Source organism: Kitasatospora sp. NPDC034035 (genome assembly GCF_055575755.1).
On sequence record NZ_JBVISA010000033.1, the window covers coordinates 61,989 to 84,312 of the forward strand.

Annotated in this window: 22 protein-coding genes; 15 read left to right on the forward strand and 7 right to left on the reverse strand. The window is 71.1% G+C overall.

Annotation, left to right across the window (positions count from 1 at the left end):
* The first annotated feature begins 49 nt into the window (after positions 1-49).
* From ACZ52J_RS34235 to ACZ52J_RS34260, 6 genes are all read left to right on the forward strand, one after another.
* Entirely contained in the window at positions 50-850 is an 801-nt protein-coding gene (locus tag ACZ52J_RS34235) for a hypothetical protein (RefSeq protein ID WP_465624337.1), read from the forward strand.
* Positions 847-1,365 carry a hypothetical protein gene (locus ACZ52J_RS34240; RefSeq protein ID WP_465624339.1) on the forward strand — a complete coding sequence of 173 codons (519 nt, stop codon included), beginning with the start codon at positions 847-849 and terminating at the stop codon, positions 1,363-1,365. Before ACZ52J_RS34235 ends, ACZ52J_RS34240 begins: the two co-directional genes overlap by 4 nt.
* A gap of 327 nt (positions 1,366-1,692) precedes the next feature.
* Complete coding sequence (locus ACZ52J_RS34245) at positions 1,693-2,043, forward strand: hypothetical protein (protein WP_465624340.1); 351 nt, start codon at positions 1,693-1,695, stop codon at positions 2,041-2,043.
* Positions 2,040-2,300 carry a hypothetical protein gene (locus ACZ52J_RS34250; protein ID WP_465624342.1) on the forward strand — a complete coding sequence of 87 codons (261 nt, stop codon included), beginning with the start codon at positions 2,040-2,042 and terminating at the stop codon, positions 2,298-2,300. The genes ACZ52J_RS34245 and ACZ52J_RS34250 overlap by 4 nt, the downstream gene beginning before the upstream one ends.
* A 432-nt stretch (positions 2,301-2,732) precedes the next feature.
* Positions 2,733-2,930 carry a hypothetical protein gene (locus ACZ52J_RS34255; protein WP_465624343.1) on the forward strand — a complete coding sequence of 66 codons (198 nt, stop codon included), beginning with the start codon at positions 2,733-2,735 and terminating at the stop codon, positions 2,928-2,930.
* 116 nt (positions 2,931-3,046) lie between these two features.
* Positions 3,047-3,376 (forward strand): hypothetical protein, encoded by a 330-nt coding sequence (locus ACZ52J_RS34260; protein ID WP_465624344.1) that lies wholly within the window; start codon positions 3,047-3,049, stop codon positions 3,374-3,376.
* Between the two features lie 60 nt (positions 3,377-3,436).
* Here ACZ52J_RS34260 and ACZ52J_RS34265 read toward each other — a convergent pair whose 3' ends face one another.
* Positions 3,437-6,121, reverse strand: coding sequence for an ATP/GTP-binding protein (locus ACZ52J_RS34265; protein ID WP_465624346.1), 2,685 nt, complete (start codon positions 6,119-6,121; stop codon positions 3,437-3,439).
* A 168-nt stretch (positions 6,122-6,289) separates the two neighbouring features.
* Between ACZ52J_RS34265 and ACZ52J_RS34270 the strand changes: the two genes are divergently transcribed.
* Positions 6,290-6,571, forward strand: coding sequence for a hypothetical protein (locus ACZ52J_RS34270; protein ID WP_465624347.1), 282 nt, complete (start codon positions 6,290-6,292; stop codon positions 6,569-6,571).
* Positions 6,572-6,620: 49 nt separating this feature from the next.
* Here the strand turns inward: ACZ52J_RS34270 and ACZ52J_RS34275 are convergent, their stop codons facing one another.
* Together ACZ52J_RS34275 and ACZ52J_RS34280 are read right to left on the reverse strand one after the other, a co-directional pair.
* Positions 6,621-8,456, reverse strand: a complete 1,836-nt coding sequence (locus ACZ52J_RS34275; protein WP_465624348.1) for a zeta toxin family protein — start codon at positions 8,454-8,456, stop codon at positions 6,621-6,623.
* A gap of 44 nt (positions 8,457-8,500) precedes the next feature.
* A complete protein-coding gene (locus ACZ52J_RS34280) occupies positions 8,501-8,755 on the reverse strand; it encodes a hypothetical protein (RefSeq protein WP_465624349.1) in 255 nt (84 codons plus the stop codon).
* A 298-nt stretch (positions 8,756-9,053) separates the two neighbouring features.
* On the opposite strand from ACZ52J_RS34280, the gene ACZ52J_RS34285 reads away from it, so the two are divergent.
* From ACZ52J_RS34285 to ACZ52J_RS34305, 5 genes are all read left to right on the forward strand, one after another.
* Positions 9,054-10,232 carry a serine/threonine-protein kinase gene (locus ACZ52J_RS34285; protein ID WP_465624351.1) on the forward strand — a complete coding sequence of 393 codons (1,179 nt, stop codon included), beginning with the start codon at positions 9,054-9,056 and terminating at the stop codon, positions 10,230-10,232.
* A 1,099-nt stretch (positions 10,233-11,331) separates the two neighbouring features.
* Positions 11,332-11,967 (forward strand): hypothetical protein, encoded by a 636-nt coding sequence (locus tag ACZ52J_RS34290; RefSeq protein ID WP_400799922.1) that lies wholly within the window; start codon positions 11,332-11,334, stop codon positions 11,965-11,967.
* Positions 11,968-12,075: 108 nt separating this feature from the next.
* On the forward strand, positions 12,076-12,498 hold the full coding sequence (locus tag ACZ52J_RS34295; protein WP_465624353.1) for a winged helix-turn-helix transcriptional regulator: 423 nt from the start codon (positions 12,076-12,078) through the stop codon (positions 12,496-12,498).
* A 437-nt stretch (positions 12,499-12,935) separates the two neighbouring features.
* Positions 12,936-13,211, forward strand: a complete 276-nt coding sequence (locus ACZ52J_RS34300) for a hypothetical protein (protein WP_465624355.1) — start codon at positions 12,936-12,938, stop codon at positions 13,209-13,211.
* Between the two features lie 38 nt (positions 13,212-13,249).
* The gene (locus ACZ52J_RS34305) at positions 13,250-13,627 is read left to right on the forward strand and encodes a hypothetical protein (RefSeq protein ID WP_465624357.1); all 378 of its coding nucleotides are present in this window, start codon (positions 13,250-13,252) and stop codon (positions 13,625-13,627) included.
* A 68-nt stretch (positions 13,628-13,695) separates the two neighbouring features.
* Here the strand turns inward: ACZ52J_RS34305 and ACZ52J_RS34310 are convergent, their stop codons facing one another.
* Entirely contained in the window at positions 13,696-15,060 is a 1,365-nt protein-coding gene (locus tag ACZ52J_RS34310; RefSeq protein WP_465624359.1) for a tetratricopeptide repeat protein, read from the reverse strand.
* A gap of 88 nt (positions 15,061-15,148) precedes the next feature.
* Positions 15,149-15,754: an Imm21 family immunity protein gene (locus tag ACZ52J_RS34315; RefSeq protein ID WP_465624360.1), complete on the reverse strand. Its 606-nt coding sequence runs from the start codon at positions 15,752-15,754 to the stop codon at positions 15,149-15,151.
* A gap of 95 nt (positions 15,755-15,849) precedes the next feature.
* Between ACZ52J_RS34315 and ACZ52J_RS34320 the strand changes: the two genes are divergently transcribed.
* Entirely contained in the window at positions 15,850-16,056 is a 207-nt protein-coding gene (locus tag ACZ52J_RS34320) for a hypothetical protein (protein ID WP_465624361.1), read from the forward strand.
* Positions 16,057-16,674: 618 nt separating this feature from the next.
* Positions 16,675-18,576 (forward strand): hypothetical protein, encoded by a 1,902-nt coding sequence (locus ACZ52J_RS34325; RefSeq protein WP_465624363.1) that lies wholly within the window; start codon positions 16,675-16,677, stop codon positions 18,574-18,576.
* A gap of 34 nt (positions 18,577-18,610) precedes the next feature.
* Here the strand turns inward: ACZ52J_RS34325 and ACZ52J_RS34330 are convergent, their stop codons facing one another.
* The gene (locus ACZ52J_RS34330; RefSeq protein ID WP_465624365.1) at positions 18,611-18,871 is read right to left on the reverse strand and encodes a hypothetical protein; all 261 of its coding nucleotides are present in this window, start codon (positions 18,869-18,871) and stop codon (positions 18,611-18,613) included.
* Positions 18,868-19,398 (reverse strand): hypothetical protein, encoded by a 531-nt coding sequence (locus tag ACZ52J_RS34335; RefSeq protein ID WP_465624367.1) that lies wholly within the window; start codon positions 19,396-19,398, stop codon positions 18,868-18,870. Before ACZ52J_RS34335 ends, ACZ52J_RS34330 begins: the two co-directional genes overlap by 4 nt.
* A gap of 825 nt (positions 19,399-20,223) precedes the next feature.
* Between ACZ52J_RS34335 and ACZ52J_RS34340 the strand changes: the two genes are divergently transcribed.
* Positions 20,224-21,615, forward strand: coding sequence for a hypothetical protein (locus ACZ52J_RS34340; protein WP_465624368.1), 1,392 nt, complete (start codon positions 20,224-20,226; stop codon positions 21,613-21,615).
* The last annotated feature ends 709 nt before the right edge of the window (positions 21,616-22,324 follow it).

Consider the following 22,324-nt stretch of genomic DNA (forward strand, 5'->3'; position numbering starts at 1 on the left):
ACGGCCACTACTTTGGACTGCCGATCCGACCGCAGTGAAGGAAGCCACCGTGGGCAAGAAGCGCAGCACGACGAACACCAAGGCGAAGAAGGTCGTACGCCAGCGCACCGCCCGGTCCCTGCGCGGACTTCCGGCCTCGGACGGCCTGCTCCCGGAGTGGCGTCGCTTCCTGACCAGGTTCCCCACTGTCTGGGCGGCCGCGGAGGCCGCAGCCCAGGGCCGAGAGGTGCTGCTGGCCAGTCATGAGCACATCGACTTTCGCCGGCAGGTGCTGTCGACCGGGGACGGGGCGATCGTCGAGGACACGATCTACCCCCACATGGAGTGGCAGGACCTGATCGCCACGGCCTGGCTGAACCACCCCAACCCTGACCCCGAGACCGCCGAAGCGGTCAAGGCGTTCCTTTGGTCGGTCGTCCCGGACGGCACCCCAACCGACGGCCTCGCCGTGGTCCAGGAGCAAGGAGCCGGCCCCGTCCCGCTCTTCGGATACCGAAAGGCCACTTCGGCCGAGGATCTGGCCAGCTGGGACGAGGCCGACGAACGCAACGACTTCGGCCCGCTGCTTCTCGCGATGAAGTACTTCAGCGACGACCGGATCGACCCCACTCCCGACCAGGTCGACGACTTCCGCCGCCGCGGCCTGCCGGCCCGCGAGTGTTCCCAGTGCGGCAGCCTGGTCACCGACGGGCACTCCGACTGGCCCGGAGTATGGGTCGTGCTTGGCGAAGAAGGCGGTCCCGTCTGCCCCGATGCCGACAACGACGGGCACTGGGACGACGTCTACACCGTCACGGTCCACGGACCCCACCGTGTCGCCCTGCTCGCACTCCAAGGAGGCGCCGCATGAGCGACACCACCGAGACGTCCTGGCAGGAGTTGCTGGAGGATGTGGGCGGAACCTTCAACGGCTGCGGGATCAACGATGTCGCCGGCTCGGAAGGGCGCCCGGAGGCCGCAGCCTGGCTGGCGGAGACCGCCGTGGCCAGCGCAGATGGGCTGGCAGCGCTGCTGTCCTCCCCCTGGGCCCTCCACACTCCCGAGCAGGCCGGTGCCATCGCCGCAGCCCTGACCACGATCCAGCACCACGCCGCGCAGGCAAAAAGCCGGCTGCTCGATGTCCTGAAGGCCATGGAAGAACGCGGCGACGTGAACCTCCCCCGGCTCGGCAACGACCCGGACGAGCCGATCAAACTGGCAAGGGACCTGTTCAAGCTGGAACCGTCCCCGCGCGCCGCAGACCGCCTCTTCGCCCAGTTCTCCTCCATTCCCCTGCTGCGGCCCATGCCCAGCACGTTCGCCGAAAGCACTGCACCAGACAGCAGAACTGCTCGCGGACCTGGTCGTCCCCGGCACTACGGCTGAAATCTTCGAAGATCCTGATGACCCCCAGCACCAGGGGTTCGTTCAGCTCCAGTACAACGGCAAGCGCTGGCGTCTCTTCTTCTACGCAGGAGAGGAGGAGTGGTTCCTCGACGACTACCCGCAGGAACCCCTCTCCATGGTGATGCTGGGACGGTTCCCCCTCCTGGCCTCCCACCCCGCGAAGCTGGCCGGAGCAACCCGCGCCGTTCTGGCCGAAGCGGCCACGAAGGCCTGAGTAGGGCGCCCGCCCGATGGTGCCGCATGAGGCTGCCGACCACAGGCCCCGAAACGAGTAGCCTCACAGCAGACGAGAGATGGAGTAGCGCCATGAGTCAGCCCGTGCACGACGGAGTCGAGCTGATCCCCCAGCCCGAACAGAACCCGGCCGCTCTCAAGGCCGCCCTGGCCGTCGTCGCCGCGGACCGCCTCCCGGAGATGATCGACGGGCAGACGAGGGCCATGGCCGAGGCCATCGGCACGGGCAGCGTCCAGCCGATCCGCTCGTTCGTTGCGCACTGGGCCGCCGTCGTGGAGATCGAGCGGCACCCGGCCACCGCCCAGGCCTACCACCGGGCGAACTACCTCGCGAACCACGCCGGCACCGTCCAGGAGTGCCGGGAGCACGCCACCACCGTCGCCGAGCTCTACCGCGCCGCCTACGCGGCGGTGAACGCGTGACCTGGAGCTGGGAGTACCTTCCCAGCGAGCAGCACGTCACCGCCGGAGCCCCGGCCGACTTCCTCGCCGCCGTCGAGCAGCGGGCCGCCGAACTCGTCCGCGCTGCCGAAGCGCTCTACCTGGACGGCACTTCCTACCAGGGCAGCGGCGAGCCGATGCGCTACCTCGACGTCGCCGGCGGTCTGCTCGCCTACTATGTCGTCCCGCGCCTGGAGCTCGTCGTCGTCTGCCAGGTCACGCCACCGCCGACGCCCTGACCCCCGGCATCGCCGGGCCAGGCCGAGGGGGATTTGCGCTTTCCCCGGTGCCCGGCACAGCGTGATGGCACCATGAAGTGGCCATGGTCAGGCCCGAGTTCGGGGGTTGTCGTTGCCGGGTGACAAGCGGCGGATCCAAACGGCGGTGTTGGGCAGCTCGGCATCGGAGGAGCCGCTGATCCTGCCGCTCGAGGCAATCGAGCTGGACGCCGGCTGACCCCCGCCTGCGCGGGGAGGAGGCCATCACAGCGGTGAACCCGGCGGCTCGGGCGTGGGACCGCGCTGCCGGGCGGCCCTTTCTGGCACGCCTTCTCGGTCACCGCCAAGAGCGGCTACCTCCTGCTGGGCAACCTCGACCGCTCGCTTCGCCTGACCCTTGCCCGTCCCACCGAGATCGCACTCGCCGGCCTTCTTCTCTCCGGGTTCGGCGAGGTGGCCGCCGACCAGCGCGACGCCCTCGCGCAGCTCATCGGCGAACGGCTGGGTGGCAGGAGCGGCCTGGGCGTGCATGCCGGGCACCTGTGGATCACGACCGTCGAACAGGCTGCGTTGTCGGCGGTGATCGCTGCGGAGCTGCCCGGGAACACCGAGGAGGTCGAGAACTTCCGCAACGGTTGGAACCTGGGCTGACCGGGGTGGGCTGACAACGCCGCCGACCGTATTTGCCCAGCTCAGCAGGCGGTGCGGGGCAGGCTAGGCTGAATGGCGGACGGCCGAGCAGGGAGGGACCTGGGACGATGGCGGATATGAGTGAGATGGACGATCTGCGGGCGCGGTTGGCGGCGCTGGAGGCGGAGGTCGACCGGCTTCGGGAGGAGTCCGCAGCCACGCGCACTATGGCGGCGATGGCCGACCGGGACAGCGCCGAGGTCCGCGCCTCCCTGCGCGGGCACACCCAGGTGCTGAACGCGATCCGGGAGGACCAGATCGAACAGCGCCAGGCGGTGACCGGCCTCGCGGAGGCCGTTGGCGTCCTCGTCGCTGGACAGGCGGAGCACGCCCGGATGCTGGAGACCCTGGTGACGGGGCAGACGGCGGTTCTGGAGGAGCTGCGCCGCCTGAGCGGCAAGGAGTAAGCCCAGCCGACGCGAAATGGGTGAGGCGGCCCCCCGGACCGGGGGGCCGCCTCACCCATTTCAGCGCGCGGTGCGAAGGCGCTCTTGCCGCTCGGTGACGAGGGCGTGCCACCGGTTGCGGACGGTCTCCTCGTCGTCGAGCCACTGCGTGGTGGACGGTGCGGGCAGCGGCAGGCCGGCCATGAAGTGGGCGATGTCCAGGTAGTAGGCGAAGTCACCGTCTGCGGTGGCCTCGCGCAGCCGGGCGAGGGTGGCGGCCAGGTCGTCCTGGTCGCCCAGGACGGCGTGGTGGAAGGCGAGGCCGGTCTCCAGCAGCGGGATGAGCCAAGGCAGGCCGGCGACGTCGATCTGGGCCCGCAGGACGGTGACGCGGTCGGCGATGTCGCGGTCGTCGGTGCCGGCGTCGCGGACCAGGCCGGCCACCTGGAGGTGCAGGCCGGTGGCGCGCTGGTCGAGCGGCTCCAGGTACTGGCGGGCGAGGTCGATCTCCTCGTCGGCCCGGGCCGGGTCGGTGAACGCGGTGACCAGGGCCAGGCGGGTCTGGGCGATGGCCCGTTCGCCGGGAGCGTCGTGCTGCTCGGCCTCGGCGCGCCCGTCGCGCAGGGCCTGGGCGGCGGCGGTGAAGTCGCCCTGCGGCCAGAGGATGTCGCCGCGGACGCGGTGGCGGCGGCTCTTCCAGGTCAGGGTGGAGGCGGCGGCCAGCGCGGCGGGGAAGTCGCCGTGGATCCGGGCGAGGTTGGCGATGCCGCGCTGCGCCTGCGGGGCGAGGCGCCCGCCAGCGGCGGCGACGTGGCGCATCCCATCGAGGGAGGCGGCGGTGCGGCCGAGGTCCTTGTCGGCCTTGGCACGGTAGTAGAGGGCGAGCTCGGTGAGCTCGTCGGTGAGCAGGCCGCCGTCCAGGACGGCGGTCAGGCGGAGGGCGGTCCGGTCGCGGTGCTCGTGCTGGCGGCGGCTGATCGCGGTCAGGAGTTCGGCCAGGGCGTCGGCGGGAGTATCCGCGGCCGGGCCCTGGCCCGGTGCGGTCTTGGGGGCGGGTGGGGCGATGGGCTCCCACACGGAGTCGTCGACGTAGGCGAACGCGGCGTCCGTCAGCCAGGCGAGATCGTCCAGGCGGTGGTCGCGCGCGAGACGCAGGCCCTGGCGCAGGCACGCAACGAGCCATGCCCGGCCGGCTGCAGGGGCGTGGGAGCGCCACTGCCCGCCGAGCGCGGCCAGGGCGCGCTCGGCCGCCTGGTGCCAGTCGGCAGGAGTCCAGCGGTCCGCGGTGTGGGTGTCGTCGCTCTGCAGCGCGGTGCGGATGGCGCCGTGCAGGTGGTAGGGCCAGATCGCGTAGGGGTCCTCGCTGACCATTGGCCGCTCCACGAGACGCCTGGCTGCCGTCTGGTGGGTGAGGCCGGCGGCCTGGGTGGCCAGGTCGAGGTCGAAGGCGTCCAGCAGGCTGGCGCTGCGCAGGACGTGGCGTTCGTCGTCGGTCAGGTCGGACAGGGTGCGGGCGATCAGGGCGGGGAAGGTGTGGTCGAAGTCGGCGCTCTGGGGGGTGCGGCCGGTGCGGCGGATCTCCAGGAAGCGGGCGACGGCTAGGTCCAGGTGCAGGGGCAGGCCGTGGGAGCGGGCGGTGATGACGGCGCGCACGTCCTCGGGGATGAGCGGGCGGCTGTCGTGGGTGAGGCGGCGGGCGAGGTAGTCGTCGCAGTCGGTGGGGGAGAAGTCGCCGAGCAGGTGCTGGCGGGCGCCGCCCGCCGCGCGGGCCGGCTGCCGTTCCTGGGGGGCCAGGTGGGGCCAGGCTGCGGGGCCGGTGTAGTCGAGCTGCCCTTGCAGAGCGTCCTCGCCCCAGGCGAGGCGGTTGCGGCCGGCGATGACGAAGAAGCAGTTCGGCATCATCCAGACCAGGCGTTGCAGCAGCCGCTCCAGGTCGCGGTGCCGGTCCTCGGTGTCCTCGAAGGTGTCCAGCAGGACGACCGGCGCCACCGCGTGCTTGGCGGGCAGCCGGCTGATCTCCCAGGCCAGCAGGTGCGGGTAGTAGCTGAGGGCCTCGAGGTCCGGGTCGGCCTCCAGCAGGGCCGCGGTGCGCGCGCAGCCGGCCAGGGCCCGGGCCCGCTCGCGGCGTTCGCGCAGCGCCGTGACGAGCGCGGAGGCGACCTGGCCGGCCGCGGAGCCCACCACGCTGGGCAGCTGCAGGGAGCCGGCGACCTCGCCGACGGCGGCCCGCAGCTGGCCGGGCAGCAGTTCCCCGACTTTGCCCATCAGCCCGGTGCGCCGGATGTACTCCTCCAGCGGCTCGCCGGGGTGCTGGGCGTCCCAGTAGCGGCGCAGGGCGAGGTCGAAGCTGGGCATCGCGCGGCCGACGGCGCCGGCCAGGGCGAGGCGGATCGTCAGCACGACGCGCTCGAAGTCGGATCCGGTCGACGCGGAGCGGGCCAGGTCGATGCGCACCGGCAGCAGCCGCTCGCCGGCCCCGATGCCGGTGCCCCACTGCTGGGGCCGCCGTTCGGCGGCCTCCATCGAGGCCTCGAGTTTGCGCAGCAGGGTGGTCTTCCCGATGCCGCCGACGCCGTAGAAGGCGATCACGTTGGTGCGGGATGCCTCCAGGTCCTCCACATCGAAGCCCGCGGCGGCGATGGTCCGCAGGTGCTCCTCGACGGCGGTGGCCACCAGGGACCACTGGGTCTGGCGGTTGGTGAACGCCTCCGCGCTCTCCACCCCTGACGGGTCGTTGGAGCTGAACAGCGCACGAAGGTCGGTCACGAGAGGCCCCCAGGACATGTCATCTGAGGCCAATTTAGGCGATGGACCAGGTCAGGGGGCAGGATCGGTCGGAAAAGGGGCCGGGAACGGGCCACTGGCCGGCCCGCCCGGGCCGGTCGGCGGCGACGTCTCGCCCCGCGACCGTTCGAAGCCGTGAGGTGGTTCGCCGTGCACACTCCCGAACCCGCATCGTCCCCGTCCCCGGGGGGCGGCAGCGCCCCCTACGAGGATGCGAAGGAGGCGGCGACTGCCGTCATCGCCTGGTACGGCCGCCAACTCCTGGACGCGCGCCGCACCGGCGCCCAGCAGCGCCTGGAGGAGCTGACCGAGCGGATGCAGGCCTGCGTCGAGGACCGGCGCCGACTCGCAGAGGCGGCACCCGAGGAAGTCGAGCGCATCAAGAACCTGTACACCGAGCGCCTGAGGAACCTGGAGGCCGGCGAGGGCTAGGCCGGCGCCGCAGCGGCAGGCCGTCGGTCGGCCCCGGGCTCCGGCCCCGCTAGAAGGAAGGAAGCCCTGTCCCAGGGAGAGCAGGCAGCGCGGCGGCACCGGCGGGCGCATCGAGCCGGCGCGGTTGCATCGCGGGGGGCATGAGCGCGATGGCCTGGGCGGCGATGGCGTTGAGGTCGTTGCGGTACTGCGGCATCGCGGCGTGAAGATCGCGCTGGACGGCCCAGAACCGGTGCGCCTCCTCGTCGGTGTAGGGGCGTGCCTGCTCCGCGAGCAACGCCAGCGCCGCCGCCCCGCGCTCTGGCCGCCGCCCGCCGCCGGTGGGTCGGCTGCTGTAGAGGGCGCTGGTGTCGCGCCGCATCACGGTGACCTGGTCGACCGCTGCCAGCTCCTCGGCGGCCGCGACGACGTCGGGCAGCACCCGGTAGTGGACGTCGTGGCCGGCGGCGGTGGTGAACCGGGCGGGCAGGCCGCGCCCGCTGAGCCGGGCGTAGCGGTGGGCGGTGCCCTGGCGGGAGTCGGCCGCGCGCACGGCCAGGACCAGCAGCTCCACCCGGTAGCCGGCCCGCCGGTAGGCCTGCGCCGCCGCGGCGAACCGCACGGGGTCGGCGGGGGTGGTCTCGATGAGCAGGTCACCGCGCCGCTCGCGCACGTAGGCCTCGGCCCGGTCCTGCCAGGCCCGGTAGTCCGCGCGGATCCGCTCCGAGGCCCGGCGCGGATCGGTACGCAGCAGCTGCAGGTAGTCCGGGTGCAAGGCTTTGAAGTCGTCGCCGGCCAGGTGGACCGGTCGGCGCAGGGATCGCCAGACCAGGTGGGCTGCCCGGGTCTTGCCCGCGCCGGGCTGCCCGGCGATGTAGACCACGACCGGATGGTCCTGGCTGGTGACCGGCTCCAGCATGGACGGCACGATCACCGTGTCAAAGACGAAGCCGTGCTCGTCCGCCGACAGCCGGTGGTAGTCGACGCCGGGCGCCTGCTTCAGTGGCTGGGCGGTGCGGCGGACTGGTTCGGCCAGCGCCGCGGCCCGTTCGGCGTCGCGGCTCGCCGCCAGGGCCCAGTCCTGCGGGATCCGGGGGTCGTTGGCGCGCCGGTCGCAGGCGGCCAGCTCCCGACGGAACCGGCCGGTCTGCGGGGCGTTCCACGGGCGGGTCCGCTCGGCGACCACGGCCTGGGCAGCGCGTGCCGGGCTCGCCCAGTGCCCGTTCGGTGCGAGCTCGTTGGCGTACACGGTCTCCAGCAGGGTGTCGGTGCCGCGCCGCACCACGAACACCCTGTCGGCCAGGCGCCCGGCCTCCACCGCGTCGAGCGCGGCGGGCAGTGCGGCGGCGCAGGCATCGTGGTTGTCCCAGCCCACGTAACGGGCCCGGCCCTCAACAGCGAGACGCAGGTAGCGGTCCAGGACGCCGAGCTGGCTGAGAGCCTCGGCCACGGCCAGCGCCACGATCTCCACGCGGTAGCCCGCCCGCCGGTACGCGGCGATCTCGGCGAGGAACTCCTCGGGGCGGCCCAGCGCTGCCTCCACCACCGCGTCGAACCGGCTCTCCCGCAGCCACTCCTCCAGCTGGGCCTGCCATCCGTAGGTGTCCGTGCGCACCCGCACCCCGGCCGTACGGACGTCCTCGGCGAGGAACCGGCGGTAGTGGGGGTGGAGGGCCTTGTAGGCGTCGCGGTCCACCCGCACCGCGCCGCCCCGCTGGGCGAGCGCGGTGTGCACCAGATCCACGACAGCCGTCTTGCCGCTGCCCGCCTGCCCGGCCACGAATACCACCACCGGCCGTACCTGCGGCAGCGCCCGCGCGAACGCCTCCGGCAGGATCAGCCTGCGCAGCACCGCCTCGGTCTCGGCGTCAGGCGCCACGCCCGGTGCCGCGTCCTGCTCGTCCACGGATCTCCCCTCCAAGCTCCGGCCGGTGGTGCCGGCCACCCCTGCTACTGCGTGTCCGGCGTGTTGTCCTTGGTTGCGGGAAGGTCGACGGGGTAGCACTCGTCCCTCCAGTTGTAGAGCCACTCCTTGCGCACCGTGACCCTGTGTGCCCAGGGGAACAAGCCCTCGGCCAGGCCCAGCACGCGGTCGGCGATGGTGTCCAGCGCCTTGTTGACCCGTGAGGTGTGGATGTTCCTGCTCAGCTCGCGGTGCACGTGGAACTCGAAGCTGATCCGCAGGACCCGGGGGGTGTCGGCCACAGGTCCGTCCTCTCACCAGTTGATGATCTGTCAGCTACCAGAATCTAGTGAGATTCAGCGAAACTCGTCAAATCACCGGCTCATCCCATGCGAAATAGAGACAGGCAGGCAAAATTTCACGAGACTCCCGGCAACGCCAGGCCGCAGCCGACACCCAACACCCGGCCATCTACCGCCGGGCGACCGTCCGTTCCGGCGCCGTCCCGCTGCGACCCGCCCGCCCCCTGCCCCCGGCGGGGAGTTCCGCGTAGCGTGACCGACGGACCGGACACACCGGCCGCTACCGGAAGGGGAGTTCGTGCAGGCGGGAACCGTGCTGGACGGACGCTACGAGCTCGTCGAGCGGATCGGAGCGGGCGGCTTCGGCCAGGTGTGGGAGGCCTACGACCCCAAGGTCGACCGCTGGGTCGCGGTCAAGGTCCTCACCGCAGACGGCAGCCCCGACAGCAGCCGCCAGGTCGCCCGGTTCGCCCGCGAGGCCGCGGTCGCAGGCAGCCTGTCCCACCCGAGCATCGTCACCGTCCACGACTTCGGTTCCACCGTCCACGACGGCCGCCAGGTCGCCTACCTGGTGATGGAACTGATCGACGGCGACCCGCTCTCCACCGCCTTGAAGGACGGACCGCTCGGCCGAGCCGAGACCCTGGACATCGCCTACTGCGTCGCCGACGCCCTGGCCGCCGCCCACGACGCCGGCCTGGTCCACCGCGACATCAAGCCCGCCAACATCATGGTCCTCGACGACGAGTCCGCCGCCTCCACCGCGAAGGTGGTCGACTTCGGCATCACCAAGAGCACCGAGACCAAGCACGCCATCACCACCACCGGCGTCCTCATCGGCACCCCGGCCTACATGGCCCCCGAGGCGTTCGCCGGCGAGCTCGACCACCGCTCCGACCTGTACGCGCTCGGCTGCGTTCTCCACGAAGCCCTCGCCGGCACACCCCCGTTCACCGGCGCCGCCTTCTGGAACCTCGCCCACCAGCACGCCACCCAGCCACCCCCAGACCTGCGCGCCCTACGCCCCGACGTCTACCCCGAACTCGAGGACCTGGTCGCCCGCCTGCTCGCCAAGGACCCCGACGACCGACTCCAGGACGCCCACCAGGCGCGCACCGCCCTCAACGAGATCGGCGAGCGCTACTACGGCCGCCACGCACCGCGGCGCGGCAAGGACCTCAACACCGACGTCACGCTCAGCCGGGAGGAAGCCCGGCACGGCGCCACCGTGCCGCTACGGCAGAACGCCCGGAGCTCTTGCCCCGACTGCACCGGCGACCCCCGCCGCCAGGACAACGGCTGGTGCTCGCTGTGCCGTGGGACCGGCCTCGTGCCCAAGCGCGTCCAGGAGCACCAGGTCCGCTTCCCCGCCGGTCTCCGCGAAGGACAGCGCGTTCGGCTCCGCGGCCTGGGCGAGCGCGGCACCAACGGCGGCGAGAACGGCGACCTCTACGTCACCGTGCACATCGTGCCCTGACCGGCCGCCAGCCAGCTGCCTCAACAACAGACCCTCCCCTTCGCTCTTCCCCACCCCGGGACCGCGCGCCACCTGCCCTGCCGCACCACCGGGTACGGGCGGCAACCGGGTCACCATCGCGGCCCGCCGGATCCGGGCCTGGCTGGGCGCGGCGTGCTCCGCCCCCCGCACCCGTGGCCAGCGCCTTGGATGCGCTGGACCATCCCCCGGTCGAGGGCCTGAGCCGCCGGATCCGACGGCAGGGCCGTGGCCGGCCCCGCCGTCGGCCCGTCGCCTCACCGGTCGGGCCGTGGACGGCCCGACCTGGCCCCCGCCCCCTTGGAGCAGCGGCGGGTGTCCGTACTCGGCGGGGCCACCTGCCGACCCGGCCTGCACCGAGTACCGCAGCCTGCCCGCCACCGAGCCGGTGCCGACGTCACCGCCCACCTGACGACGAACACCTTGCTGCCCACCTTCACGGCCTGGGAGCGCCGGCCGGGACTACCCGCAGCCCGCACTGGTCACTGAGCCCCGGCGCCAGCAGCGGCAGGGCACGGGTACTGGCCGCTGGACCTCGTAGGCATGGAAAGGGCCCCCTGGGCCCGGGTCCGGCGGCAGCCGGACTTCCATGACTGGCGCAGTGACACCGGCCGGTCCCGGCCAGCAGGGCCAAACGGAGCCCGGCCCGGGCGGCGGCAGCGGCACGGGCAGCCAGCCCGCCGGAGGCAATTCCAGAAGCAAACCCGCAGGTCAGGCCCACTGCGGTAGCTGCTGTGACGCAAGGTGCCGCAGGGCCTGCGGGTACGGGAGCGCGTGTTCTCCCGCGCGGCGGGAGTATGAGAGAGCCCCGCCCGCAAGAACCGGTCAAAAACGTGCTCTGACCTGCGAAAACGACCACTTTGTATCAGGCATTGTTTGGCCCTGGCCAGCAGGGCCAAACGCTCTCGACTTTGGCCCTGCTGGCCAGGCCAAACCGGGCGTTATCCACAGGCTCCCGGACCTAGCGTCGGACGCGGCCGGGCGACTCGCCGAGTCGGTTCGGCCCTAACGGTAGGGCCAAAGCACTATCACCCGTGATAGTGTCCTGGTGGCATTGGATCAAGGAACCTGGAGAGCGCCGATGGCTGACAAGCCCAAGCTGGGCTACGGCGAACAGCTGGTGACCCGGCTCGACAGCCGGGGAAACGTCGTCTACTCGGTGCAGAAGATCTCGGGCCGCACCTTCGCGGAGTCCGACACCACCAAGGGCTACACCACCGACGCCCCGCTGATGATGCTCACCCTCGCCCAGATGGACATCCCGCAGACCTGGATGCGGACCTGGTGCACCCTGGTCGGCTTCCAGCAGATGAGCGGCAAGGCCCCGCGCCGGGCGCCGCTGGGCATGGTGAAGACCACCCACCGCGACATCAGCGCCGCCTCCGGCGTCTCGCGGACCTACGTCGGCGAATCGCTGCTGTTCTTCAACGAGATCGGCTGGCTGCGGACCGCGCGCCGCTCGGTCTACCAGCTGAACCCGTTCCTCACCTTCGCCGGGTCCAGCGCCGACCAGGAGGCGGCGCAGGACGTCTGGGTCGCGGAGGTGCCCGAGTTCCTGATGCCCGGCCCGGAGTACGCCACGGCCTGGCGCAAGGAGCGCCGCGAGGAGCAGCGGTCGGTGGCCAAGGCCGCGAACGTCGTGCTGCTTGGCTCGAAGGCGGAGAAGAACGAGATGCCGGCGGCGGCCCCGAAGGTTCGGGCCGTCCGGAGCGCCTGAGAGACGGCGAGGCCCGCTCCGTTGCACCGGAGCGGGCCTAACCTGACATTGGATGCTCAACGTATCAGCTAGCCGGTGGGCGCCCGCGCCCCTGACCGAGGACTCCAGATGACGACCACCCGGTACGTCCCGCCGATCCCCACCACCGAGATGGTGGCCATCAGCCGCGAGGCGCTGGCCGTCCTCAGCCTGGTCGAGCTGACCGCGAACAGTCACCGCCTGCTCACCACGCTGCTGGCCTACCAGGATCCGGAGACCGGGTGTGCCGGCCTCTCCCAGGTCGAGATGGGCACCCTGCTCGGGTTGAGCGCGCCGAGCGTCAACCGGGCCGTGAAGCAACTGGCGGACAAGGGCCTGGCCTGGCTCCTGGAGCCAGGTGTCTACCAGATCCACCCGTTGCTGACCGGCGGGAAGATGCGGGCCGGCCTGGCATCGGTGCCCAAGATTGACTCCCTCGACCCCGAGCGGTTCGGCGAGCGGATGCGGCAGCGCTACGAAGGCCAGCTTGCCAACCTCGGTATCAGCGCGTAGCGGACGAAGACCGTCGACGGCCCGGGCAACCGCCCGGGCCGTCGACGTTGGCCCTGCCAGTAGGGCCAAAGCACTACCACCCGTGATAGCGGTTTGGCCCTACCTGCAGGGCCGAACCGCGCGTCGGCCCAGGTGAGCGGTCGGCTTCGGCTTTGGCCCTGCTGGCCAGGGCCAAAGCACTAGCACAGGTGATAGCGGTCTGGCCCTGCTGGCAGGGCCAGACCGCGAGGCGTACGCGGCACCCCGGCAAATCACCGGCCTGTCGCCAGCTTCGCCCAGGCCGGACAGGCAGGAAGCGGTAGCAGAGGCTTAACCGCTCTGTTCTGGAGATCTGAAACAGTGGCCGGCCTCGGGTTCGGCCCCGGTGGCCAGGGCCAGACCGCTACCACCGGTGATAGCGGTCTGGCCTACCCGACCCCGTCCGGGCTGCGACACTGGTGAACCCGGACCGGGCGCTCTGCCGCCGGACCGACGGGAAGGAAGGCCCGTCACTGCCGGACTGCCAACCCCTGCGCTGCCGCAACGTCGCCCTGTCCGTCGAGAACACCGCCCACCTGCGAGCGGCCCTGGACGCCCACGACCAGGAACTCGCCCGTGGAGACCAGCTGGCACCGTTCGTCCGGCACCGGCTCCAAGCCCGCCGACAGGAGCTCGCCGACTTCCTCACCGAAACCGTCGACACCGACCCGGACACCGTGACGGAGAACCTGTGAGCCCTTACCTGCCTACCGACGCGCAGGTCCGCACCGCTATGGAAACCGAGCTCGCCGAGAGCAAGGCCTCCGGCCGCCGCGCCACCGTCACCAACGTCGAGAAGCGCCTCGGCGTCACCCACGCGACCTTCTACCGCAACTACCCGGAATCGATCGCCTGGTTCAAGAGCCGACTCGCCGACCGGCGCCGCTCGGCCACGGCGCCGAAGAACAGCGCCCGGCCCGACGACGAGACCGCCCGCCTCCGGCGTGAGAACAGCGACCTGCGCAAGCTGGTCCGCATCTACGCCGAGGCGATCCGCCAGCTGACCGTCGACAAGGCCGCCCTGGAGGACGAGCTGCAAGCACTGAGCGGGGTGACCAGCCTCGCCGAACGCCGCCGTGGCCATGACGGCGGAGTCGGCCCCCTACTGTGACAGCTCGAACTCGGACCAGAAGCGTCTGGGTGTCTGTCAGCAAAGCGGCCAGGGCACCGTGCTGGCTGTTAGAACGGCGGCTCGTCCTGCCGGGCGCCGGTCCACGGCTCGACGCGAGACCGAGGCTCGGTCCGGCGCAGAACGGCCAAGGCCTCCTCGATGCGCCCAAGGTCGATGAGGTGGCGCGCCAGGGTATGACGATTGGCCGGCCAGTGCTGTTCGAGAACGGCTACAGCCTCCTCGGTGCGTCCTGTACTGGCCAGCAGGTCGGCGATGTGCGGTGCGGCGTACGCGGTGGCGCCCTCGGGATGGGCCCGGACCTGATCGATAGCCTCATCGGTGCGGCCGCAGGCGGCCATCAACGGCAGCCGTATCCAGAACAGGTCCCATTCCTCCACGCCACCTCGTCGTGCGGCCAGGGCATCGAGGTGGGCCAGCCCGTCCTTGGGGAGGCTCTGGTCGAGGCACAAGTCAGCCAGGGTGTGGAGGACCCAGTCGTCACCGCTGCGGGAGTCGGCCAGTTCGCGCACCACGTTGATCGCCTCATTGCCCCGGCCGTGACGGGCTAGCAGGTGTGCGAGCAGCACGGCCGAGTGGGGCCGGTGGGCGAGTGGTTCACCGATCTTCCGGTAGACCTCGATCGCGCCCTGCACGTCGCCACGCTCCTCCAGCAGTTCCGCGAGCCGCTGCGCGGCGTGCTCCAGGTCGTCGGCCGCCGCGTAAGCCCGCAGCTCCTCGATCCGGTCCTGCCGGGCGAGCAAGTCGGCGAGCTGGTCACGGTTGTTGAGCGACGTGGTTCTGCGGGTGCGCAGCAGAGAGATCGCCTCGTCGATGCGACCCTGGCGTTCGCGGATCGTGGCGAGCAGGCCGATCGCCGTGTCGGGGTCCAGGCCCCGGCAGCAAAACGGGAAGTCGGAGCAATGATGGTCGGCCCGGATCCGGGCGGCGAGCAGCGCGGCGGCTTCCTCGTCGCGCCCGGCACCGGCGGACACGTCGACCAGGGCCCTGGCGAGAGACCAGTCGTCGAGGTGCGGCTGCAGCAGGCTGAACGCCTCATCGCTGCGGCCGTGGCGGGCGAGGAGGCGGGCGTAGGACTCCAAGGCCATCGGGTGGCCGGCCTCCATCCGGACGCGAGTGAGCACAATCGCTTCCTCCACCCGGCCCCAGCGCTCCAGCAACTCGGCAGTGGCCTCCGTGGCCGTCCACCAGCCGGTGGCGAGGTACGGGTTGAGCAGAGCCAACGCGTCGGCCTGCTGGCCGTGCTCTCCGAGCATCCGTGCCCACGCCAGCGCGCAGAACCACTCTCCGCGGCTGGCTTCCAGCTCCACCACGTCACGGTGGCCTCGTTCGAGCAGTCGTGCAACCAATTCCGGCGGGATACAGCCGGATCGCGTCCGGGCCCGGTAGTCAAGATCAGTGGCGTCCACGGCCACGCACCATAGCCCTCGCCCCGGACACCGTGCTGACATCAGTCAGCTTCGAATACAGCACGGCTGGAATGACGCCCCCTCGATCTGCGAGTCAAGGAGCCGTTGTCGACTGGGCAGAGGTGTCCGGGAGGAGCTGGACCACGCTGATCCAGGGGGAGTCGCCGGTCTTATGGAACGCGCGGACTCTCCAGCATCCTGCGGGCAGCTCGACGGGGGCTTGGTCTGGCTCGCCTCTGCCGTCCGGGTAGGGCATGCCGAGGTTCTCGCCGGCTTCGACTGAGTCCATGAGGACCGCTGGTCCGTCGGTCTGCCAGAGGCCGCACTCCTCCCACGGCGTCGCCGGGTCGTTCAGTACTGCTTCGGTGGCGGTGAGCAACTCGGTGTCGGAGTCGGCAGCGAGCCAGCGCATGAAGGCCTTCTGCTCAGGCAGATAGCAGGTGGTGGCGGGCTCGTCGCCCAGCACCAGCGCGGAGGCGACGCCGGGGCCCCGCAGGCCGATCACCTCAGCCAGCCCCTCGACTTCGCAGGCCCGGTCGTAGTCATCGGGCTGGTCGCTGTCACCGATGATCATGCCGTCCTCGGTGCAGCCACCCCAGTGCTGCAGCGCGGACACCGGGACGACGATCAGCGGACCGCCCATGGATTCGACCCAGGTCAGATCGAGGGTCCTCCGGACGGCATGTCGATGAGTGCTCATGCGCGTAGTGTGCCGCTGATCAGTGACAAGCAGGGGAGCCGGGTGACCTCTGCCTGAACGGCGGACAACGGACAGAACTGGTGGACCTACATAACATGACCGACCGCCGTCCTCTCGCGATGCCCGCCTTCTCCGCGACCGCCAGGCCCTTGCCCGTCCAGTCTGGTGTGCGCCGGCTGCCGGTCGAGCAGGGCGCGGACTTCCGCCAGCCGCCCGGCGAGACCGCGGCCGTACCCGCTCCGGCCCGTCGCCGCCTCTCGCCCGGCGGCCTGACCTTCTCTGACCCGGACCGCCAGATCTGACCGTTTCGGGCCGCCGCGCCGCAGGCTTCTGACCTGCGGCGGTTGACTGGTGAGCTCACCTGTTGAGGTGTCGCGTATCCCCGGATGGGCATGGGCTCTTGTCCCTCTGGGTCAGGTTGCCGAGTGGCGGACGTGCCCGCCTATGGTGATGCGCCGGTTGTCGGGGTCGATGTCGGCCTGGGAAAGACATTGGATGACGCCGCCAAAGGGCGGAACGGTGACCGCAGGACGACGACCTGGCTCTCCTGCTGCCCCAGCGGTGGCGTCTCTGGTCGCGATGAGCGCTCGCGGGTGACCTCCCGCAGGTGGTCGTAGCGGCCGGACCACTCCAGCAGCGCCGGCTGGATCTCGGCGCGAGATCGGCGCCTCTGGATTCGCTCCTCGTCGTAGTCGAGCGCGGCAGCCCTGGCCGACTTCCTTGCTGAACAGGTGATCCGGTGTGGTGGCGCCAACGGTGGCCGCTGCTGATCGTTGGCGCGTTGTCCGGGACCCAAACGAGTGGTCGCGAGACCCTCTGACCGTTGAACGGCATCTGATCCATCCGTATGCGATCTCATGATGTCGGGTGGGCACCGTCCGAGTGTCCGTGACGAGTTAGTCGCAAGGAGCCTAGGAACGATGGAAGTCAGCAAGCGGTTCGACGTCCTCGCGCTCGACTACGAAATGGCCCGCGAAGACGAGCGGACGTTCTTTAACATCCAGGTCGCCGTCGCGGCGCTCACGGTGGCACTGCTGGCCGGGCTCGCCGCGTTCCTGAGCGACACCTGTCAGCTGGGTCAGACGCAGCCTTGTAAAAAGCCCCCATCGGCCCTCCTCGCTGCGGCTCCCTCTATCCCCCTCGCCGCACTTGCCCTGATGCAGATCCTCGGCACTTCCGCAGCCCTGCGCAGCTACTACATGAGGGCCCTGGAGAAGGAGCTCAGACAGTACGCGATGACGCCGCTGCCCGAGCTCGGACCGGTCGCCGAGATTCGGTCGCCTTCCTACGCGGGGCTATTGGCCGAACTGACGACCCTGAGAAGAGGGAGGAGCGGGTACCGGGTCCTTTCGATTCTGATCATGCTCATCACGTTCTTCGCCTTCGCGAGCGGGACCGTGTACATCGCTCTCAAGCTCGATGAGCGTTATCGCTTCTCCATGCTGATCGTGTACGGCATCGCCTTCGGGTTCCTGGTTTTCGAAGTCGCCTCCATCACTCTCGGTGCGCGGAGCATGTTCATCCGCATCGCCCGCCGTTTTGCCCGCCAGCAGGACTACGGGCTCTTCCAGGGGGCTTCCCTGGAAGCAGACGGCGGCCGGAGCCTCGCTGCGTACCTGCTGGTGCCGCGTCCCGAGGACTGGGTGAAGTGGCTGTTCATCCCACTGGCCTTCGTCACCACGTCCTGGGGACGGGGGCGCGACTTCTACTGGGAGAACATGTTTCTCGCCGTGCTGGTCGCCGAGTTCCTCGTCTACTCGGCCCGGTACCAATGGAACGACATCCGCGGTCTGCAGCACGACAGTAGCCATCCGTTGAGCGCCGATCGCCTGCGGCTTCCCCGGGTCGAATCACGCAAGCACGCGCGGTTCGTCGTTTACTCCAGCCTCACCGTCGCTGCGCTTCGACTCCTGGCAGCCCTGCTGGTCGGCCTTGCGCTGGGACGCACCGTAAATATTCTGATTCTCATCGTGGTGGTCTTCGGCTTCGCCGTTGTGTACGAAGCCCTCCGCAGTTACGAAGACGGCCATCCTGCAGCCGCACTGTCCCTCTGGTTCATCGTTGGTGTGGGCTACGCTATTCGCTTCCTGGTAGGAGCCTTCGCAGCATCGGAGCCGCCGTACAGTCCGTATTCCGTCGTCGCTTCGTTCTACTTCTACTGTTTCGGCGTCATGTTCGTCCTGATGACCTGGCTACTCGAGGGAACCAGCTTCTGTCGCGCGACGTCCGACGACAGCTGGTACATCCCGCAGGGGCCGCTCCACGGAAAGACTCATGTGCGACTTCTCCTCTCGTACCTCAAGTTGCCGCACGTGGACCACCTGTCCCTCTTGGAACTTCCAGGCACGGCACCGGGCATGGTCTGCGGTGAGCAACGGGTTCTGGAGGACAGTCGGAATCTGAGAACACTCCTGACGCCGTGGAACATCGCCTTCCTCGGCGCGGTGGCCATGTCGGTGCCCAGCGGAGTGCTGTTGGTGGGTGGACGGCTTGAACCGCTACCGACCGCGGCCGGCGCGGTGCTCGGACTTGCTGCATGTTGGGTGGTGATGGTCGGGTCTACCGCGTTGCAAGTGACTGTCACTGTGAGTGGAGCCGCCCTAATGGCTCTGGTCCTCACCCGTGGTCTGGACATCCGGTCGGCAGATGTTCTCGTGGTGGCTCCATGGCTGCTCTCCACCGCCACGTACATCACCTTCAGACATCAGTCGTACGTCGAGCTGAAGGGCTTCGCGAAAGGTATCGTCGGAGCGCTGAAATCGAAGCTTCTGCGCATCGTTGAGAAGATCATCGGCGAGGACACCTGGCAGAGAATCAAATGACCTCCGCCTCTTCGTGCCCCAGGGACCGGAGTGGTCACCGCGAGTGGTCGCCAAGCGCGTACCCGGTGCCCAAGACGCTGGCCTCGGCGGCGGTCTCGGCGAGGACGTCCTCGTCCAGGTCCTCGAAGGCCTCCCGCCACGGCTCGGCGGTCCGCTCGAACTCCTCCAGCACGGTGTGCAGCGCGGTGTCGGCGGCGGCCGGCGACCACGGCGGCGCAGTGCGGGGCGCCCGGACGGTGTCGGTCAGCACCCGGGCGGCGCCGGGCCCGAGCGCCCGGCGCCTGGTCGTGCTCACCCGGTCCAGCCGGTGGCCGTGGTGGCGGCCCGGCCGGCGGTGGTGGCGGCGTCGAGTTCGTCGGCGAGCAGGGTGAGCTCGCGCGGCAGGTCGCCGAGCACGCAGGACGGCATGGCGGCCGCGAGCGGGCACACCGCGACCAGCGGCATCCGCTCGCCCGGCGCGAGGTCGGGCAGGGTGGCGGTGTGGGTGGCGCCGAGCAGCACGTCCGCGGCGAGCGTGTAGCGCAGCTGCTCGGTCAGCTGGCCTTCGCCGCCGGGGATCACCTCCTGGTGGCTGGCCCGTTCGATCCCCGCGGCCGCGTGCTCCAGGGCCCGGGCGTGGTCCTCGTTCTTCTGGCGGCCGGCCAGCTCCCGCACCCACACGGCCGCGGCCTCCCCGGCGTCGCGGCCCCGGTGGAGCGCTGCCAGCTGGACGGGGTCGAGCGCCTGGTCGTCGGACTCGGACTCGGACTCGGATGCGGGCTCGTCCTCGGCACGGTCGGTCGGGGAGGGCAGCGGAAGCCAGGACAGCGGAGAGGTCGTCATGCCGGTGCAACCGCTCGCTGGACCGGACGGTCACGGGTGCAGCAAGGCCACCCTTGCTGCACCCGGGCGTGCTGCTGCTTCCCGTGTAGCAAGGCGGCCCTTGCTACACCTTGCCGCTGCTTCCGGCGGTGCAGCAGCGGCGCGTGCTGCACCGTCGGGTGCTGCGACTGCGACGGCCCGCGCAACCGCCGGCTGCGCAACGGCCCGGGCGGGTGCGACGGTGCGATCCGGGATCGCGACCGCCCGGCCCGCGCTGCGCAACGGCGGGCGCGCCGCCATCGCGCCGGGTGCGAATCCGCAGGTGGGGGCGGTGCGACGGGGATCGCAGACGCGGCCGCCGCAGGCCTTGGCCGGGCGGCCGGCCGGGCCGATTGCGCACCGGGCCGGGTCCGGCGGATGCGCATGCGCATGCTGGCAGGCAGGCCACTGCGCATGTGCAAGGCGCCGTTGCGCAGGGGGTTGCGCATGCGCAGCGGGACAACGGGGCCGTTGCGCGGGACAACCCCGGACAAGGGGTCGGCGGGTAGCAGGACAAGGGGGCGGGCGGCTACGGCCGGTGACGGGACAACATGCTGTGCTGCTGCGCCGGGCAGCGGGACAACGTGCAGCACCAGGTGCAACAGCAGCACTCCCCCCGCTGCACCGCTGTCCCGTGCGGCAGCAGCGGTGCAGCACTGCGCGGACCGCTGCACCTGGTGCAGCAGCCGGGGAGTTTCGGACCGGTCCGCAATCCGGGTTCCTTGATGGCCACCCGGGCGGCCGGGAGTTTCGGACCGGTGCGAAATGGGCTGTGACCTGGGTGTTCGTCAAGGCTACGATCCGGGCATGCAAAACGGTTCGGTCCGAAATTCCGGTGCTGCTGACGTGCTGTTCGACGTGGCGGTCGGCGCGGTGTGCGAGCGCGAGGGGTGCGGGAAGACGGTGCCGGCGCCGGAGCCCGGCAAGCGCGGGCGCCGCCCGAAGTGGTGCTCGCCGGCGTGCAAGTCCAAGGCGGCCCGGGACAAGGCCAAGGCCGACGCCGCCGACGCTGCCCGCGCCGCCGTGGAGGGCGCCCGGGCCGAGATGCTGCGCAGTGCCGAGGAGGCCCTGGACGCCGTCCGCACGTTCCTGGACACGGTGGACGACGATCCGGTGGCCGCGTACGAGACCTACTGGCGCAGCACCGTGCAGGCGAGCGCCCGGGAACGGGAGGCGGCGGAGATCGTGCGTGACGAGGTCCGCTGGCCGGACCTGACCGAGCCGCAGCGCGAGCTGCGCCGCGCCGAAGAGACGCTGATGCGCCCGGACGTCCTGGCTCGCGTCTCCCCGGAAGTCCTGGCCGCGTACCCGCCCCGGCCCGCTGATTCGGACCGGTCCGAAAATCACGGCCAGGCCGTGCCCTTGGCTGCGCCCGCTGATTCGGACCGAGCCGAAAAGCCGCCCGTGTCGGCCGGGGCGGCGGCACCGGGATTTTCGGACCGGGCCGAAATCCGCCCCGCTGCCGCCGCGCCGGCCCCGGCCGCCACGGAAGAGCAGCAGGCGGAGGCCTTCGAGGCGCTGCGCCGCGTCGCCTGCACCATTCCGACGCTCCGGTTCGGCGAGCCGGACCGGCTCGACGACCTGGACCTGACGGTCGGTGAGGGCTGGCTGCTCGCCTCCTGGGACGACCCGCAGGCCGAGGACGTCCACCAGCTGCTCTACCGGGGCCGACCGATCGGCTGGACCGCGCCGCTGCCGGACGGACCGTGGGGGCAGGCCGGGCACATCGCCGCCCACCACCGGGGCTCCAAGGCCGCCGTGACCCTGACGAACCCGACCAGCGGGGCCAGCACCCACCGCTCCGTCGGCCAAGCCCTGGACGTCCTGCACCGCACGCACATCGAACTGCTGCGCCCCGAGCATGCGATGCCGGGCGTTGCGCGCCTGGCTCTCAAGCGCCCGACCGGCTGGATCGTGCCGTCCGCCCGCGGCCTCGGCGACCCCGACCGCGAGGCGCTCGGCGACGGCCTGGTCCACCTCACCTGGCCCGACCACCCGGGCGTCCAGGAGCTCCAGCAGGGCGGCCGGCCGGTCGGCTGGATCGAGGAGTACGACGTCCAGCGCGGAACCTGGACGGCTCTGATCGACAGCAGCCTCGTCGCTGACGGCGCCAGCGGCGAACCCCTGCGCGGCCCCGGCGCCGAAGGCGCCCTCGCCCTGCTGCGCCGGGCGCTGGGGGAGGACCTCACCCGCTGGTAGGCCGGGCCGACCGACGCGGCCGCGCGCCGGCCCGCGCGCGATGGACAGCTCCAGCAGCGCGCGGCGTGCCTATGGACAGACCGCGCGGGTTCCGCGCGCGCCGACCGCTCCGCACCGCGCGGTCCGCACCCGCGTGCCCGCACCGCGCCGCGCGGGCTTCCGCACCGCACCGCAAAGGCCGGTGCGGTAGTCGCGCCGCTACCGCACCGCACCATGCGATCCATGCCCGCACCGCGCGCCGGCCCGCGCGCGATGGACAGTCCCAGCAGCGCGCGGCGCGCCTATGGACAGACCGCGCAGAGTCCGCGCGCACCCGGCCGCGCGCGCTGACCGTGCCGACCAGTGCCGCGCGTTTCCCCTGGACAACGGCGCGTTTCCCCTGGACAAAGGGCTGGCCACGCGCGCCGCGCGGGCGTCCGCACCATGCCGCACCCGACCGCACCGCACCGCGAAGGCCGGTGCGGTAGTCGCGCCGCTACCGCACTGCGCGGCCGCGCGCACCGCTACCGCACCGCGCGCACCGCACCGCGCGACGCTGGGCGTCCGGCCGCGCGCGCCGGTTCCTGGGCGCGCGGCCTGCTGACGCCGTGTGGTGTCGGTCACGGACATATCGGGAGGACAAGGCCCCAGGCCGGGGCGAATCGGGCGGGACAACACGCTGGTCAAGGGGTTCGGTCAGGCCGCGGACAAGGGGGCGGTGTGCATCGTC

Bases quoted from the DNA above. Each gene is read 5' to 3' on its own strand.
- ACZ52J_RS34240 (WP_465624339.1), top strand. From the start codon at position 847: ATGAGCGACACCACCGAGACGTCCTGGCAGGAGTTGCTGGAGGATGTG.
- ACZ52J_RS34245 (WP_465624340.1), top strand. From the start codon at position 1,693: ATGAGTCAGCCCGTGCACGACGGAGTCGAGCTGATCCCCCAGCCCGAA.
- ACZ52J_RS34260 (WP_465624344.1), top strand. From the start codon at position 3,047: ATGAGTGAGATGGACGATCTGCGGGCGCGGTTGGCGGCGCTGGAGGCG.
- ACZ52J_RS34290 (WP_400799922.1), top strand. From the start codon at position 11,332: ATGGCTGACAAGCCCAAGCTGGGCTACGGCGAACAGCTGGTGACCCGG.
- ACZ52J_RS34295 (WP_465624353.1), top strand. From the start codon at position 12,076: ATGACGACCACCCGGTACGTCCCGCCGATCCCCACCACCGAGATGGTG.
- ACZ52J_RS34305 (WP_465624357.1), top strand. From the start codon at position 13,250: ATGGAAACCGAGCTCGCCGAGAGCAAGGCCTCCGGCCGCCGCGCCACC.
- ACZ52J_RS34315 (WP_465624360.1), bottom strand. From the start codon at position 15,754: ATGAGCACTCATCGACATGCCGTCCGGAGGACCCTCGATCTGACCTGG.
- ACZ52J_RS34320 (WP_465624361.1), top strand. From the start codon at position 15,850: ATGACCGACCGCCGTCCTCTCGCGATGCCCGCCTTCTCCGCGACCGCC.
- ACZ52J_RS34325 (WP_465624363.1), top strand. From the start codon at position 16,675: ATGGAAGTCAGCAAGCGGTTCGACGTCCTCGCGCTCGACTACGAAATG.
- ACZ52J_RS34335 (WP_465624367.1), bottom strand. From the start codon at position 19,398: ATGACGACCTCTCCGCTGTCCTGGCTTCCGCTGCCCTCCCCGACCGAC.
- ACZ52J_RS34340 (WP_465624368.1), top strand. From the start codon at position 20,224: ATGCAAAACGGTTCGGTCCGAAATTCCGGTGCTGCTGACGTGCTGTTC.